Genomic DNA, 15,497 nt, shown 5'->3' with positions numbered 1-15,497 from the left:
TTACGACGTCGGCCCCGCACCAACCGGTGCGGGGCCGACGTCGTTAAGTGGTTCTTGTTAGTCCTCGATGGTGGCTATGACTGCGCCGGCGGCGACGGTCTCGCCTGCCGTAGCGGACAAGCCGCGAACGGTGCCGGCTTTGTGTGCCGTGAGGGGCTGCTCCATCTTCATGGCTTCAAGGACGACGATCAAGTCGCCTTCGGCCACCACGTCGCCTTCAGCGGCTGCCACCTTGACGATGGTGCCCTGCATGGGCGACGTCAGGGCGTCGCCGCCAGCCGCAGCAGCCGTCGCACCGGCGGAACGGGAGCGCTTCTTGGACTTCCCGGACTTGGAGCCGGAGCCGCTGGAAACGGCAGCCACTCCGCCGCCCAGGCCGGATGGCAGGACGACTTCAAGGCGCTTGCCTCCAACCTCGACGACGACGCGCTGGCGCTCACCGGCGTCGGGGTTTTCTGCGCCGGCAGTGCTGGCCGACCAGGCCGGGATGCTGTTGACGAACTCTGTCTCGATCCAGCGGGTGTGAACCTTGAACGGACCCTCAGCCGGGGCGAAGTCGGGGTCGGTGACCACTGCCAGGTCGAACGGAATAACAGTGGGGATACCCTCCACCACCATCTCTTCCAAGGCGCGGCGTGAACGCTGCAGGGCTTGCTCGCGGGTAGCGCCGGTGACGATCAGCTTGGAGAGCATGGAGTCGAAGTTGCCACTGATGACGTCGCCCTGATCCACGCCGGAATCGATCCGGACGCCGGGTCCCGTCGGGTTCTTCAGGGTGGTGATGGTGCCTGGGGCGGGCATGAAGTTGCGGCCCGGGTCTTCGCCGGTGATGCGGAACTCGAAGGAGTGGCCGCGGACCTCGGGGTCCTCGTAGCCGAGCGCTTCACCGCGTGCGATGCGGAACTGCTCGCGGACCAGGTCGATGCCCGTGACTTCTTCGGAGACGCAGTGCTCCACCTGGAGCCGGGTGTTCACCTCGAGGAAGGAGATGGTGCCGTCCTGGCCCACCAGGAACTCGCAGGTGCCGGCGCCAAGGTAGTTGGCCTCCTTGAGGATGGCCTTGGAGGATTCGTAGAGGCGCTTGACCTGCTCTTCGCTCAGGTACGGTGCCGGGGCTTCCTCCACCAGCTTCTGGTTGCGGCGCTGCAGGGAGCAGTCGCGGGTGGAGACCACAACCACGTTGCCGAATGCGTCGGCCAGGCACTGCGTCTCGACGTGGCGCGGTGCATCGAGAAAACGCTCGATGAAGCATTCGCCGCGGCCGAAAGCAGCGGTGGCTTCGCGGACGGCAGACTCATACAGTTCAGGGATCTCGTCCAGGGTGCGGGCCACCTTGATGCCGCGTCCGCCACCGCCGAAGGCAGCCTTGATGGCGACGGGAAGCCCGAATTCCTCGGCAAACTTCAGGATTTCCTCTGCGGACTCCACAGGATCAGCCGTGCCGGGGACCAACGGAGCACCCACCTTTTCGGCGATGTGGCGTGCCTGGACCTTGTCGCCCAAAGCCGAGATGGCCTCGGGGGAGGGGCCGATCCAGGTGATACCGGCGTCGATAACCTTCGCAGCAAACTCGGCGTTCTCGGCCAGGAAGCCGTAACCCGGGTGGATGCCATCGGCGCCAGCCTGCTTGGCAACCTCAATGATCTTGTCCATCACCAAGTACGACTCAGCGGCGGTGTTGCCGCCCAACGCATAGGCTTCGTCGGCAAGACGGACGTGGAGGGCGTCGCGGTCAGGGTCGGCGTAGACCGCCACGGAGGCAATGCCTTCGTCCCGGGCGGCTCGGATGATGCGGACCGCGATTTCGCCGCGGTTGGCAATCAAGACCTTGGTAAGAGGGCTGGCAATGGGCTGCGCCGGGTTAGCTGACAAGTTGTTGACTCCTTCTGTCCTTCAGGGAGCCTAGCGTGATTGTGAGGGTTCCGCCCATATTGATGGGGGATTCCGTGTGTGAGGCGATGTTCCTTTGTAGGGTTGCTACAAACTGCTTCTACTGGTTGGTCGCGTTCCAAAGCTCCGTGATGCCGACGTTCGCGTGGACCAGCAGGTCGCGGAGGGTGGAGATGGAAAGCCCGACGACGGCGTGCGGGTCGCCGTCGACCTTGCGGATGAAGGCCCCACCCAAGCCGTCAATGGTGAAGGAGCCGGCGCAGTGCAGGGGCTCGCCGGTGGCGATGTAGGCGTCGATTTCCTCGTTCTTCATGGTTGCGAAGTGCACTTCCGCGCTGGAGACCGCGCCCACGGTGGCGCCAGTGCCGTCCGGAGCCTCGTCGCTGGCCGCATCCTCGTCCGCTGCGGTATCCCGGCAGTCAACCAGCCAGTGCCCTGTGTGAAGCACTCCCTGCGAGCCGCTCATGCGAAGCATCCGCTCCCGGGCGACTTCCGCGGTGTACGGCTTGCCGTGGGACTCGCCGTCGAATTCGAAGACCGAGTCGCACCCGATCACCAGCGCACCTTCAGCTTCGGGGAGGGCTGCAACGGCTTCTGCCTTGGCCCGGGCGAGCAGGAGGGCAGTGTCGTGGGCGTCCGTCACTCCGTACTTCGCCTGGACCGCATCCTCATCGACATCCGAGACCAGGACGTCATGCTGGATGCCCGCCTCGGTGAGCAGCTTGGTGCGGGCGGGGGACTGGGAAGCGAGGATCAATCGGGTCACGCACCCAGCCTAATACGACGCTCTCTCACATCCCGCCTGCTTCCCGCCGATCCTCTCTCACGTCCCGCCTGCTTCCCGCCGATCCTCTCTCACATCCCGCCTGCTTCCCGCCGATCCTCTCTCACGTCCCACGCTTAAACGCCCGATGCTCCACCACCGGCGTGAAGCAAGTGATGGAGCATCGGGCTGAAGCGGCGATTACATGAGCGAGCGTTAGTGGACCAGTTCCTCGGATCCGGCCTTGGGGCGGTCGCTGCGGGTGAGTTTGGCACCTTCGACGTCGACGTCCGGGAGGATCCGCTGGAGCCATTGGGGCAGCCACCAGGCTTTTTCGCCCAACAGGTACATCACTGCCGGAACGATGGTCATGCGGACCACGAATGCATCGATGAGCACGCCGAACGCCATTGCGAAGCCCAGCGGCCGGACCATGGTGAGGTGGCTGAAGATGAAGCCGGAGAACACGCTGACCATAATGATGGCAGCGGCGGTGACCACTGCCGCAGCGTGGCTGAACCCGGAGCGTACCGCGTGCTTGGCGGACTCGCCGTGCATGAACGATTCGCGCATGCCGGACGTGATGAACACCTGGTAGTCCATGGCCAAACCGAACAGCACACCGATCAAAATGATGGGGAGGAAGCTCAGGACGGCGCCGGGGTTGGCGACGTCGAAGATCCCACCCAACCAGCCCCACTGGTACACGGCCACTACGGCACCGAAGGCAGCAGCCAGCGAGAGCAGGAAGCCACCGGTCGCCAACAGTGGAACAACGATGGAGCGGAACACCAGCAGGAGCAGGATCAGCGAAAGTCCCACCACAATGGCAAGGTACGGGGGCAGTGCCGCACCAAGCTTGGCGGACACATCGATGTTGCCTGCAGTCTGGCCCGTCAGTCCGATGGTCACATCGTTCTGTTCACGGATGTCCGTGCCCTTGGCGCGGACATCGGAAACCACCTGGACGGTGCTGGCGCTGGCGGGGCCTTCCTTCGGGATGACCTGGTAAACGGCCGTTCGGAGGTCATCGCTCAGGGCCACGGGCACTGCGGCGATCACGTTGTCCACGCCCCGCAGCTTGTCGGCGACATCGTATTGCTTGTTCTTGGCGTCGTTTTCGCTCAGCCCTTCAGGGAACTCGGCGACCACGATGATCGGGCCCGTCATACCTTCGCCGAAGCTGCTGCGCGTGAGGTCATAGGCCTTGAACGCCTGTGAATCGACAGGTTCGGAACCGCCGTCGGGCAGTGCAAGCCGCAACTGGGAAGCGGGCAGCGCGACGGCTCCGAGCAGGACGATGCTGAGGATCAAAGCAACCCACGGGTGCCGGGTAACAAGGCCGCCCCAGCCACCGCTGCTGCGCTTCTCTTCGAGGGCGCGGTCGGCCGCTTCGTGGCCCGGTTCGGCATTATGCTTCGCGGCCTTGGCCCAGGCGCGCTTTGAGATGAGCCGTCGGCCGATCAGCGCCAGGATGGCGGGCGTCAGGGTCAAAGCGACGACGACGGCGACCGCCACTGTCGCCGCGGCGGCGACACCCATGACTGCGAGGAAGGGAAGTCCGGGGACCACCAGGGCCGCCAGCGCGATGATGACGGTGAGGCCCGCGAACAACACAGCGTTGCCGGAGGTACCAGTGGCGAGTGCCGCGGATTCTTCGCCGTCCATGCCTGCCAACAGTTGGCCGCGGTGGCGGTTGACGATGAACAGGGAGTAGTCGATACCCACCGCAAGGCCCAGCATCAGGGCGAGCATCGGGGAGATGGAGCTCATGTCGATCACGCTGGTGAGCGCGAACGTGCCACCCACGCCAACCGCGACACCGATCAAAGCCATCACCAGCGGAAGGCCGGCTGCGACCAGGGTGCCGAGCATAAGGATCAGCACCAGCGCGGCGACGGCGACACCCACGATTTCGGCAATGCCGAAGATCTGGGAGACGTCCTCAGTGATTTCCTTGCTCGCATAGGCGGTAACCCCTGCGGAGGAGACACCGTGGACGATGTCCTGTACTTGCTTGCGAACGGCTGGATCCACGGCATTGATGGAGGTCTTGAACTGGACCTGCGCGATTGCTGCCTTGTTGTCGCTGGAGACGAACCGGAGCCCGTCCGAGGCGGCAGCCTGCCGCTTCGAGAGGGCCAAGGTGGTGGCGCCGTCGGCTGCTTCCTTGGCGCCGGCGTCGAGCTTTTCCTTGCCCGCGGCAAGCTCAGCGCGCTTGGCACCGAGCTGCGCGTCAATCTGCGCAGGGGTGAGGCCGGAGGCCGCCATCTGCTGCTCTGTCGCGGCGAGTTGCGCCTCGCCGGCCGTCAGTTGTGCGCGGGAGGCGTCCAGTTGGGCCTGCCCTGCCGCCGCCTTTGCTTCACCGGCAGCGATCTGGCTGGCCGCGGAATCCAGCTGTTCTTGGGTGGTGAACGGGTTCACCGTTGCCTGGATGTCGGGCATGTCCTGCAGCTTGTCGAGGGCGGCCGCGACGGCACCCTTCTTGGCTTGGTCGAAACCGGCGTCGCCGGCGTCGAAGACGACGCTCGCGGAGCCGCCGGATGAGTCTGGCAGGGCTTCCTTGAGCTTGTCGGCCATCCGTTGGGTTTCGGTGCCGGGGATGGTGAAGTTGTTGGACATGGTGCCGTGGAAAGCTGCGGCTGAACCGCCCACTGCCACCATGACGGCCAGCCAGATGGAGATCACCAGCCAGCGGCGCCGGTACGAGAATTTGCCGAGCCGGTAGAGGAACGAAGCCATGTCAGAACCGATCTTTGGTGGTTGGAACAGAGGGTGTGGCTGATGCCGGCGATTGCGGGGCTGAAGCGTCCGACGGCGGCGCGAAGCCGGCGCCGAGGAGGCCCATCGCATCGATGAGGTGCTGGCGAAGGATGGCGAGGGATTCCGCGGAGAGGTCGGGCCCACGTTCGGCGAACCACACAGTCATGGCCGCCTTGCCGCAGGAGATCACCGACCCGGCCAACGCATGCAAGTAGAGCTCGCTGATGCCTTCACCGAGCCGGCTGCGGGCAGCGTCAATGATTTGCCCGGTGCAGTGGTCCCAGGCTTCAAGCTCGGAGCGGGCCAACGAGCGGTTGTCCTGGGTGAGGCTGAACAGCTCGGCCATGGGTGCCACGGACATCGGATCTGCGAGGGCCATGAGGGCGGCCTGCGCGGATTCGAGGATGGATTCCTCTGCGGGGCGCAGGCGGAACTGTTCCAGGGCGTGGTCCATGAAGCCGTCGGCTACTGATGCCAGGGCGGCTTCAAGGCTGGGGAAATAGTTGAAGAAGGTCCGTCGGGAAACCCCTGCGCTGGCGGCGATGTCCTCGACGGTGAAATTGCCGGATCCGTTGCTGCGCAAAAGGTCCAGGGCGGCGGACGCGATGGAGCTGCGGGTGGCTGCTTTGTTGAGCTCGCGCCGGGAGGGGGTGCTTGGCTCTTCAGCGAACGGCTCCGGCGCGGTCTCCGGGCTACTGGTTTGGGTCACATACTTACACTAAGTGCAAGTTTGCACTCTGCGCAATTTGGATTATTCGATGGCGGAATGCGAAGAGTCCCGCTCTTGTTCGCCGCGCCAGCCCATGTGGGGCCGGTGTGACGAACGAGAGCGGGACTCAGTAAGGGTGTTGGACCGTCTCCGGATCAGAACTGCTGCGGAGGCGTGGGCTGCTGCGGCTGGGCGGGCTGCTGCGGCTGGGCGGGCTGCTGCGGCTGCGCCGGGGGAGCGGACTGCTGCTGGGCCGCGGTATTCGTCAGATAGATCGATTGTCCCGTAGCCCCGGGCTCGCCTTCGCCGAGTGGGAGCACGTAGACGGCGGTGCCGTAGGCGCAGACTTCGGTCCAGTTGGTGCCCATTTCGGACGTGTCGAAACGCATGGCCACGATGGCGTTGGCGCCGCGCTGCTGCGCTTCGTTGACCATTCGGGCCATGACTTCCTGGCGGCTCTCGTAGAGTGCCTTGGTCATTTCGGGCAGTTCGCCGCCTCCGAGGGAGCGGAAGCCGGCAAGCATCTGCGAACCGATGTCCCGTGAACGGACAGTGAGGCCCATGACTTCGCCGAACACGGCGTCGATCCGGTGGCCCGGAATTTCATTTGATGTGACGATCAGCATGGTCAGAGCCTATCCAGCTTTGGGCCCTTTAACAGGGAGATCCCCCGGGGAGAACTCCCCAGGGGATCTACGCCGTTCTAAAACGGGCAGGAATTAGGCTTTCGTGCCCGCGAGTTCCCGTTCATCCGCTTCAGCGCCGGCTTTGTCGGCCGCGTATTCATCAGCAAACGCTGCACCGTTGCGGGGTGCGTTGTAGAGCGACTCGTCCAGGATTCCTTGACGCTTTGCCACGATGGCGGGGATCAACGCCTGGCCCGCAACGTTGACCGCGGTACGGCCCATGTCCAGGATGGGATCGATCGCCAGCAGGAGGCCGACGCCGGCAAGCGGCAGTCCCAGCGTGGACAGGGTCAGGGTGAGCATGACCACTGCGCCGGTGGTGCCGGCCGTTGCAGCGGAACCGAGGACGGAGACCAGCACGATCAACAGGTACTGGCTGAAGTCCAGGTTGATGCCGAAGAACTGGGCTACAAAGATCGCTGCGATAGCCGGGTAGATTGCTGCGCAGCCGTCCATCTTGGTGGTGGCGCCCAGCGGCACGGCGAAGGAAGCGTAGCCGGAGGGGACGCCCAGGTTCCGTTCAGTGACGCGCTGCGTGAGCGGCAGCGTGCCGATCGAGGAGCGGGAGACGAACGCCAGCTGGACGGCGGGCCAAACACCGGAGAAGTACTGCTTGACTGACAACCCGTGGACGCGGACCAGGATTGGATACAGAACAAAGAGCACCAGTGCCAGGCCGATGTAGATAGCGGCCGTGAACTTGCCCAGCGAACCGATGGTGTCCCAGCCGTAGATTGCAACAGCGTTGCCGATCAGGCCCACGGTGCCCAGCGGGGCGATCCGGATGATCCACCAGAGGACCTTCTGGATGACTGCCAGCGCGGAAGCGTTGAAAGTCAGGAAAGCTTCGGCCTGCTTGCCTACCTTGAGGGCGGCGATGCCGACGGCGATGGCGACCACAAGGATCTGGAGCACGTTGAAGCTGACCGAGGTGCTGACGGTCGTGGCAGCATTCGCGCTTTCAGTAACGGTTGAGCTGGCGCCGAGTCCCAGGAAGTTCTTCGGGAAAAGTCCGATCAGGAATGCCCACCAGTCGCCGGTCTTGCCAGCGTATTCAGCCTTCTGGGTGATGCCGGTGGCTGCGCCGGGCTGCAGGAGCACGCCCAGGCCGATGCCAATCAGTACCGAAACGAGCGACGTGATGGCAAACCAGAGCAGGGTGTTCCAAGCCAAGCGGGCAGCGTTGGAAACCTGCCGCAGGTTGGCGATCGAGCTCACCACAGCGGTGAAGATCAAAGGAACGACGGCGGTCTGCAGCAACGAGACGTAGCTGGAGCCGATCGTCTGGAGGGTTGCGCCAAGGCCGTTGGGGGCCGTCTTGGTGCTGCCTGTGTACTTGGCAATCAAGCCGAGGACAAGGCCCACAATGAGGGCTGCGATGATCTGGACGCCGAAGGAACCGGCCCACTTGGGGAGCCGGAAGCCGGGCTTGCCAGCTGCTGGGGAAGTGTTGGTTGAGGTGCTCACCGGAACACGTTAGGTGTCTGGCTAATAACATAGCGAACGGACGTTGAGAAATGTTACGGGCGTGACAGTTATTCCTACCGCTCCTGTGACGTTGGCCTCAGCTGGCATTCCTCAGCTGCGGATGATGACGCCAACTTATCCACGGACTTTTGTCTGTTTGTTGGATTTATTGGGTGGTGTTGGTAGTTTAAGGGGCGTTCGGTTGCCTGGGTTTTTTGGCTTGGGTGTTGCGATTGTTCTTATTGGGAGGAAAGTTCTATGTCGCGTGTGTTGTCTACTGAGCAGGCCAAGGCTGCTATTGGTCAGGATAGCCATGCGATTCGATTCCCGGCGCGAAATGATGAAATTCCCGTGACGTGGGGTGATGCTGTCGAGAACAGAATAAGTTCACAAAATAGTCGGTTTAGAAATACGTATCCAAATGGATCACCATTGACAGGATGGACTGGAAACTAGTGAACGCTTTTCTTTAAAATCAGTATCTGCCGCCGAAATTTGAATACCCCAGCTTCTATAAACGGCTTGTCGCGCTAAACCTCACTAACCTTGAGCCCTGGCAAATACTTCATGATCACTTGCTGACACAACGAGCGGTGGGATTAAAAAAGCGGTATCCCTCTCGTGTACTCGTTCTGTTCGCGCGGCGGGTAGACTCTGACGATATCGCTTGCTGGGACATTGACGCGGGTTCTGGTGCGATTTCCATCGTGCATGATTTTGCGGATCCGGGATGGGAACAGAAGGAAGAATATAGTGATATCACTGGTTGGTTTCGCAAAGCCATCGAAGATTTGATTGATTTTGAGTAATAGGCACCGAAGACTCTGGGCTGATGTGGACATGCGAGACTGATTAGCGATCTGCAGTTTCTGACGGGGTTGTCGCGGCTTGAACACCTCTGCGGTGTTATAAGCGTGTCACCACCGCCACGTATGACCCGGCGGGCTGGCAGCTCTCCCAGACGGACACTGGCGGGCACACGACTACCTGGACCTGCGACCCGGCCGGGCGGGACGCGTCCACGTCGGTGGACGGTGCCCTGATCGGCGCCATCGAACGCGACCTTCCCGGCCGCAGGGTGGTTATCATCGGCGGGGCCGGATACGCGGTGGTGCACAAGTTGTGATTTGGGGCGCCGAGCCCTGCCCTGAACCCGAGAGGTCCGGGCGCTTTGCCCGCCCACAATTACTACGACATGGAGCAGGCACAGGTAGCTGGATACCCTGGCTATAGTCAGGATCCGCAACCACTGTGGGATCTGCGGTAGGGACGATGATGTACAACGAGGGAAACACATATCTGCGTTTGGTAGCTGTCCCAGTTCGCAAGGGGCTGTTCGTCCGGGGGGATCATATGTATGAGGTGATGAAAGACCTCGGACGCCCAAGCGTTGTGTCAGCAAAGGAATTGGCAGGGGCTGTTGGAGTGGATCCACGCGGGCCATGGAACGACTTGCAGGAGTGTCAGCGAACTGCGGACCGACTGTATCGAGAGGGCAGACACGGAGATTGGGTTGAGTATCCGACCGCGCTAATCGTTCCGGGCGGGTCCCCTTAAACTTGGGTTTCGTCTAAGGGCAGCGGCCTATGGGACAGATGGTTCTGACGGCGGGTGCCTAAGCCGGTAACTGCAAAGACCTGCGGAACGATCGACTTGTCTGAGGGCGTATCGTTTGTAAACAGGCAGAACATTGCCACCGCTTTTAGCGGTGAAGAATACAAGTTCGTTATTGGACAAGAACGACGGACGAGACAGGTCGTAGCACGGTTCCCTCGCACGGAGGACCGACAATGATGATGTGGCCTTGCCTTAACAGGGTTCGGTAATTGATCACTACTCGGCGTCGCTGGCACTGGATTTAGTGCTGGCCATGTCACGTTTGCCGGTTCAACCGGTTTATCCGGCCGGATGGAATCCTCGCCTTCTGGCACCCAACGTTCAGCGCTGGACTGCTGCCGTAAGCGACATTGTGAACCATGGATCCGGGGCCGTTCAAGGTGCAGTCAATCAGTGGATCCGACCCGGCGCCGACACTTCACGCACCGGAATATTGACCGCCGTAACGCAAAGCGTCCTCCTAGGAGCACGGGGCCCAGTGGCGGGGATTCACCGTGCGCCCTGTGTTTGGAGACCATGAGCCGACTCGGATGGAGGAATCTATGAGTGCTTCAGGGAACGGGAACGTCGCTGCGAAACCACCGCAGAAATCGCGGAGGCAACTCCGGAGGGATCGATGGGTCTTTTGGACAATCGTGTCCTGCGCATTGCTGGTACCCATCGTTATATTTGTGGTGCCACCGTTGTTTGATGCTTATGACGAGACCCACCGGGTGGCGATCGAATGCACCGTCACTGGAGCGGAGGGTGGTGTGGCGTCGGGAGGCAATCGCGGTGGTGCTTCGTGGTCGAGGGTGCAGATCAGTACGTCTGATTGTGGGACTTTGGCGCCTACCAGGGACATTACGGAGTCGAATAGGGACGTCGTGGCAGCAACATTGTCCGGCGGTGGACGGTATTCGTTCCAGATCGGAGCCACAACCCAAGCAACGTGGAAGTTGTACGAGGTTTTTCGCATAACTCCTATGGTCTATTCATTCCACAAGATTAATTGATGTCATTCCGCTGGGTTGTTTGCGGTGTGGTGATATAAACGGTTTCTGGCGGGGATTTTCCTGCTAAAGGGCTCTGAGGTGGGTAATGCGCTGGATTTTTGAAGAGCCAGGATATGAGGTCGAAGACCGTCGCGAGGAGGTGCTGCAGGAGGGCCCCCCGGGACATATCCTCATCGGAACATCTCCTCAGACTATCGTTGCCCTCGCAAACTGCCTGAATGAAGCATCGGCTACTGCCCTGGATCGGGCCAGGTTTGCTGTCGCAAGGGATGCGCTTCGACGCGTTCAGGAGCAGGCAGGTCCGTTTTGGATGGAGAACCCACACGGATCATTCAGTTCTGAAAAACCATTGATGTGGCGTTCAATGGAACTACAGGGACAAGAACTTATCGATCTTTTCGACTGCTATGAGGAAGGGTGGTTTCCGATAGCTGTCGACGGCGGAGAAAGTAATGTCTTACGAACGGCCATATCGGCAGTGTTGCGGATAATCGATAACGAGGAGCTTGTCTCGCGCGTCGATGCTACTGAAACTCAGTTGAGGGAACTCCTTCACCATATGAAATGAACTGTAGAGTCTGTTTGAGAATTTAGAGGTGCTTGACGGCCGCTTGGAGGAAAACCATTGACGCAGCATCTTGCATTGCCAGTTCTCTATGACCGCATGATCGAGCGTGGCATGGTGGATCTGGAACCTTGGGAACTTCTGCGCGGAGCACAGCAGGCGCAGCGAATGAAACACACAGATGAGGTTTTCCCCGGCTGGAACCTGATTCCTTTTGCCTGCAGGTCCGATAACGATGATGTGGCCTGCTGGACCGGAAAGAACGTCGTGGTCGTCGATGACTACGACGTGATGCGGGACGCAACTGGGGCAGCCGTACGGCACCAGGCAGCGGAATACCACTCGATGGACGAATGGCTGATTGCGGCAATACGGGATTTCATGGCGTTTGACTGAACCACCGTCGCCGCACGCCGAGAACCCCCGGCCTCTGGCCGGGGGTTCTCAAGCAGATCAGCCCAGCAACGCCCGCCGCAGCACGTCCAAACCAACTGAGCCAATGTTCAGCGCCTTGCTGTGGAAGGACTTCAGGTCGAAGCCTTCCCGGCCTTCCAGCTCGGCCCGGATCTGCTCCCATAGACGCTGGCCCACCTTGTAGGAGGGTGCTTGTCCTGGCCAGCCGAGGTAGCGCGTGAACTCGAACTGGAGTTGCCCTTCGCTGATGTCGAGGTTGGCCTTGAGGAAGTCGAAGCCCTTTTCAGGGGTCCAGGTACCGGTGCCCCAGCGTTCAGGGACGGGCAGTTCCAGGTGGACGCCGATGTCGAAGACCACACGGGCTGCCCGCATGCGTTGTCCGTCCAGCATGCCCATGTGGTCGCCCGGGTCCTTGAGGTATCCGAGTTCCAGCATGAGTTGCTCTGCGTAGAGGGCCCAGCCTTCGCCGTGGCCGGAGACCCAGCAGACGTTGCGCCGCCAGTTGTTCAGGAGTTCCCGGCGGTAGGTTGCCGTGGCGACTTGGAGGTGGTGGCCGGGGACGCCTTCGTGGAACACGGTGGTGGTTTCGGACCACGTGGTGAACGTATCCTCACCTGCTGGAACTGACCACCACATGCGCCCGGGCCGGGAGAAGTCGTCAGAGGGGCCGGTGTAGTAGATGCCGCCCTCGTCGGTAGGGGCAATCATGCACTCGAGGATTTTCATGACGTCGGGGATATCGAAGTGGACGTCGGCCAGCTCAGACACGGCACGGTCGGAGAGTTCCTGCATCCAGGCTTTGAGCGCGTCGGTGCCCTTGATCTGGCGGGCGGGGTCGTTGTTGAGGATGGCCTTGGCTTCGTCAATGGATGCGCCTGGCTTGATCTGCCCCGCAACCTTTTCCTGTTCCCCGATGAGCCGTTCAAGCTCCTGGACGCCCCACGCGTAGGTTTCCTCGAGATCCACTTCGGCGCCAACAAATGAACGGGAGGCCAGCGCGTAGCGTTCGCGCCCGACCGCGTCTTCTTCCGGAGCGAGGGGGAGGAGCTCGTCCCGGAGGTAAGCACCCAGGCCGCTGTACGCCGAACGCGCGGCCGAAGTGCCGGCGTCGAGCCTGTCCTGAACATCGGCGGGCAACGGCTGGCCACTAAGGGCGGCCGATGAAGCCATCTTGGCGAAGAATCCGTCCTCGGCTGCGTATCGGCCGGTCTGCTCGATGACAATCCGAACCTGCCGGGCAGAAGCTACTTTGCCCGACGCGGCAGCGGTCCGGAGGGAAACGATGTACCCCTCAATCGCCCCGGGAACATTAGCTGCACGGCCGGCAATATGCTCCCACTGTTCCACCGTGTCTGTGGGCATGAGGTCGAAAATCGCACGAATGTCCTGGGCGGGTGAGGCGATGTTGTTGAGGTCTGCCGCATCCCAACCGGACTCGTGGATCTCCAGCTCCAGGCCGAGCCGCTCGCGCATGGCGTCCAGGGTGACGGCGTCCACGTCATCCGAAGGCTCAAGGCCGGCCAGGGCGTCCAATGCCAACCGTGTGGCCTCCGCATGAGCCTCGGCACCGGCGGGCGAGTAGTCCTGGTAATCGGTTTCGTGTCCCGGCAGCCCAAGCGTGGTGGCGAAGCTGGGGTTGAGTTCGATCAGCTTTTCTGTGTACGCGTCAGCGACGGCATCGATGGCGGACTTCGGGCGTACGGGGGTGTTTGCAGTAGTCACCCACAGAGCCTATCCGCGACGCCGCTTACGTGAAAGAGTTGTTGAACTTTTCTACGCGCGGCAGAACTATCCGCGACTGCGCCTCCACGCACCCGGACCCGGAGTCGGGTCCAAACGCAGTTGCTGGCGACGCACCCAATGCCGGACATTCGGCTTCGATGCGGCAGCTTCCGAAGGTGCACCCAGGGAAACCACGACGGCGGCAAGCGCCGCGAGCTCTTCGGCCGTCGGTTCGCCCTTGACCACGGAGAACAGCGGTTCAGCGGGCGATTCGGCAGGGGCGGAATCAGCCCGGTGCTTGGGCGTGCTCACAGCGGGATGTTTCCGTGCTTCTTGGTGGGCAGGCTCGCGCGCTTGTCCCGGAGGGCGCGGAGGCCGCGAATGATCTGGAGGCGCGTGTCGGACGGAGCGATCACGGCATCAACATAACCCAGTTCGGCTGCCTGGTACGGGTTGAGCAGTTCTTCCTCGTAGCCCTGGATGATCTCGGAGCGCTTGGCTTCGACGTCGCCGCCTGCTTCTGCAACGGCTGCGAGGTCGCGGCGGTAGAGGATGTTCACTGCACCCTGGGCACCCATGACGCCGATCTGTGCCGTGGGCCAGGCGAGGTTGAGATCCGCCCCGAGCTTCTTGGAGCCCATCACGATGTAGGCACCACCGTAAGCCTTGCGCGTGATGACGGTGAGCTTGGGAACGGTTGCCTCGGCGTAGGCGTAGAGGAGCTTGGCTCCGCGGCGGATGATCCCCTGGAACTCCTGGTCCTTACCGGGCAGGAAGCCGGGGACATCCACCAGGGTGATGATCGGGATGTTGAAGGCATCGCAGTGGCGGACAAAGCGGGCGGCCTTTTCCGAGGCGGAAATGTCCAGGGTCCCCGCGAACTGCATGGGCTGGTTGGTCACAATCCCTACGGTGTGTCCCTCAATGCGGCCGTATCCAATCATCACGTTGGGGGCGTACAGGGACTGCATCTCCAGGAAGTGCGCGTCGTCCACGATCTGCTCGATGACCTTGCGCATGTCGTAAGGCTGGTTGGCGGAATCGGGGATCAACCCGTCCAAGGCGAGATCGTCATCGTTGAGTTCCAGTTCCTGGTCGTGCTCAACAATCGGGGCCTCGGAGAGGTTGTTGGAGGGCAGGAAGTCCAGGAGTTCGCGGACGAACTCAATGGCGTCGGCTTCGTCGGAGGCCAGGTACGTGGAGGTGCCGGTGGTGGCGTTGTGCTGGCGTGCGCCGCCCAGCGTTTCCATGTCCACGTCTTCACCGGTGACGGTCTTGATGACATCGGGTCCTGTGATGAACATGTGGGACGTCTTGTCCACCATGACCACGTAGTCGGTCAGGGCGGGGGAGTACGCGGCACCGCCTGCGCACGGGCCCATGATGAGCGAGATCTGCGGGACCACACCGGAAGCGTGGACGTTGTTGCGGAAGATGTCCGCGAACATGGCCAGCGAGGCGACGCCTTCCTGGATGCGTGCGCCGCCGCCGTCGTTGATGCCCACAACCGGGCAGCCGTTGCGCAGGGCGAATTCCTGCACCTTGACGATCTTCTCGCCATTGACCTGGCTCAGCGAGCCGCCGTAGACGCTGAAGTCCTGGCTGTAGATGGCGACGAGGCGGCCGTCCACGGTGCCGTAGCCGGAGACGACACCGTCACCCAGGGGCTTCTTCTTTTCCATGCCGAACGCGGTGGAGCGGTGGACTGCGAGGGCGTCGAACTCGACGAACGATTCAGGGTCAAGCAGGAGGTCGATCCGTTCGCGGGCAGTGTTCTTACCGCGTGCGTGCTGCTTCTCAATCGCTTCCGGGCCGGAGGGTTGCTCGGCACGTGCCTGGCGGTCGCGGAAGTCGGCAATCTTTCCCGCTGTCGTTGTCAGATCGTGGCTCATCAAGTGTCTCCGGC

General features: G+C 62.0%; 13 protein-coding genes. 3 read left to right on the top strand and 10 right to left on the bottom strand.

Going from position 1 to position 15,497, the window contains the following annotated elements; translation table 11 throughout:
* Nucleotides 1–57: 57 nt before the first annotated feature.
* The 6 genes from AC5RU9_RS13245 to AC5RU9_RS13220 form a co-directional block, all read right to left on the bottom strand.
* On the bottom strand, nucleotides 58–1,872 hold the full coding sequence (locus tag AC5RU9_RS13245) for an acetyl/propionyl/methylcrotonyl-CoA carboxylase subunit alpha (RefSeq protein ID WP_494016800.1): 1,815 nt from the start codon (nucleotides 1,870–1,872) through the stop codon (nucleotides 58–60).
* Between the two features lie 118 nt (nucleotides 1,873–1,990).
* Nucleotides 1,991–2,656: a Maf family protein gene (locus AC5RU9_RS13240; RefSeq protein WP_494016799.1), complete on the bottom strand. Its 666-nt coding sequence runs from the start codon at nucleotides 2,654–2,656 to the stop codon at nucleotides 1,991–1,993.
* 213 nt (nucleotides 2,657–2,869) lie between these two features.
* Complete coding sequence (locus AC5RU9_RS13235) at nucleotides 2,870–5,395, bottom strand: MMPL family transporter (protein ID WP_494016798.1); 2,526 nt, start codon at nucleotides 5,393–5,395, stop codon at nucleotides 2,870–2,872.
* A gap of 1 nt (nucleotide 5,396) precedes the next feature.
* The gene (locus AC5RU9_RS13230; protein WP_494016797.1) at nucleotides 5,397–6,125 is read right to left on the bottom strand and encodes a TetR family transcriptional regulator; all 729 of its coding nucleotides are present in this window, start codon (nucleotides 6,123–6,125) and stop codon (nucleotides 5,397–5,399) included.
* A gap of 155 nt (nucleotides 6,126–6,280) precedes the next feature.
* Nucleotides 6,281–6,751 (bottom strand): YbjQ family protein, encoded by a 471-nt coding sequence (locus AC5RU9_RS13225; RefSeq protein WP_494016796.1) that lies wholly within the window; start codon nucleotides 6,749–6,751, stop codon nucleotides 6,281–6,283.
* Between the two features lie 93 nt (nucleotides 6,752–6,844).
* Nucleotides 6,845–8,278, bottom strand: a complete 1,434-nt coding sequence (locus tag AC5RU9_RS13220) for a dicarboxylate/amino acid:cation symporter (RefSeq protein ID WP_494016795.1) — start codon at nucleotides 8,276–8,278, stop codon at nucleotides 6,845–6,847.
* A gap of 575 nt (nucleotides 8,279–8,853) precedes the next feature.
* On the opposite strand from AC5RU9_RS13220, the gene AC5RU9_RS13215 reads away from it, so the two are divergent.
* Nucleotides 8,854–9,087, top strand: a complete 234-nt coding sequence (locus AC5RU9_RS13215) for a hypothetical protein (protein WP_494016794.1) — start codon at nucleotides 8,854–8,856, stop codon at nucleotides 9,085–9,087.
* Nucleotides 9,088–10,589: 1,502 nt separating this feature from the next.
* On the opposite strand, the gene AC5RU9_RS13210 is transcribed toward AC5RU9_RS13215, so the two are convergent.
* On the bottom strand, nucleotides 10,590–10,853 hold the full coding sequence (locus tag AC5RU9_RS13210; RefSeq protein ID WP_494016793.1) for a hypothetical protein: 264 nt from the start codon (nucleotides 10,851–10,853) through the stop codon (nucleotides 10,590–10,592).
* A 122-nt stretch (nucleotides 10,854–10,975) separates the two neighbouring features.
* Here AC5RU9_RS13210 and AC5RU9_RS13205 point away from each other — a divergent pair, with 122 nt between their 5' ends.
* Together AC5RU9_RS13205 and AC5RU9_RS13200 are read left to right on the top strand one after the other, a co-directional pair.
* A complete protein-coding gene (locus AC5RU9_RS13205) occupies nucleotides 10,976–11,458 on the top strand; it encodes a hypothetical protein (RefSeq protein ID WP_494016792.1) in 483 nt (160 codons plus the stop codon).
* A gap of 57 nt (nucleotides 11,459–11,515) precedes the next feature.
* Nucleotides 11,516–11,851 carry a hypothetical protein gene (locus tag AC5RU9_RS13200; protein WP_494016791.1) on the top strand — a complete coding sequence of 112 codons (336 nt, stop codon included), beginning with the start codon at nucleotides 11,516–11,518 and terminating at the stop codon, nucleotides 11,849–11,851.
* 57 nt (nucleotides 11,852–11,908) lie between these two features.
* Here AC5RU9_RS13200 and AC5RU9_RS13195 read toward each other — a convergent pair whose 3' ends face one another.
* From AC5RU9_RS13195 to AC5RU9_RS13185, 3 genes are all read right to left on the bottom strand, one after another.
* Nucleotides 11,909–13,591, bottom strand: a complete 1,683-nt coding sequence (locus tag AC5RU9_RS13195) for a DUF885 domain-containing protein (RefSeq protein WP_494016790.1) — start codon at nucleotides 13,589–13,591, stop codon at nucleotides 11,909–11,911.
* A 66-nt stretch (nucleotides 13,592–13,657) separates the two neighbouring features.
* Complete coding sequence (locus tag AC5RU9_RS13190; protein ID WP_494016789.1) at nucleotides 13,658–13,903, bottom strand: acyl-CoA carboxylase epsilon subunit; 246 nt, start codon at nucleotides 13,901–13,903, stop codon at nucleotides 13,658–13,660.
* The gene (locus AC5RU9_RS13185) at nucleotides 13,900–15,483 is read right to left on the bottom strand and encodes an acyl-CoA carboxylase subunit beta (RefSeq protein ID WP_494016788.1); all 1,584 of its coding nucleotides are present in this window, start codon (nucleotides 15,481–15,483) and stop codon (nucleotides 13,900–13,902) included. Before AC5RU9_RS13185 ends, AC5RU9_RS13190 begins: the two co-directional genes overlap by 4 nt.
* Between the last annotated feature and the right edge of the window lie 14 nt (nucleotides 15,484–15,497).

It is taken from the genome of Arthrobacter sp. B0316-5-4 (assembly GCF_059090325.1).
This window is presented reverse-complemented; position numbering and strand designations above follow the sequence as displayed.

Bases quoted from the DNA above. Each gene is read 5' to 3' on its own strand.
- AC5RU9_RS13235 (WP_494016798.1), bottom strand. From the start codon at position 5,395: ATGGCTTCGTTCCTCTACCGGCTCGGCAAATTCTCGTACCGGCGCCGC.
- AC5RU9_RS13225 (WP_494016796.1), bottom strand. From the start codon at position 6,751: ATGCTGATCGTCACATCAAATGAAATTCCGGGCCACCGGATCGACGCC.
- AC5RU9_RS13210 (WP_494016793.1), bottom strand. From the start codon at position 10,853: ATGCGAAAAACCTCGTACAACTTCCACGTTGCTTGGGTTGTGGCTCCG.
- AC5RU9_RS13205 (WP_494016792.1), top strand. From the start codon at position 10,976: ATGCGCTGGATTTTTGAAGAGCCAGGATATGAGGTCGAAGACCGTCGC.
- AC5RU9_RS13185 (WP_494016788.1), bottom strand. From the start codon at position 15,483: ATGAGCCACGATCTGACAACGACAGCGGGAAAGATTGCCGACTTCCGC.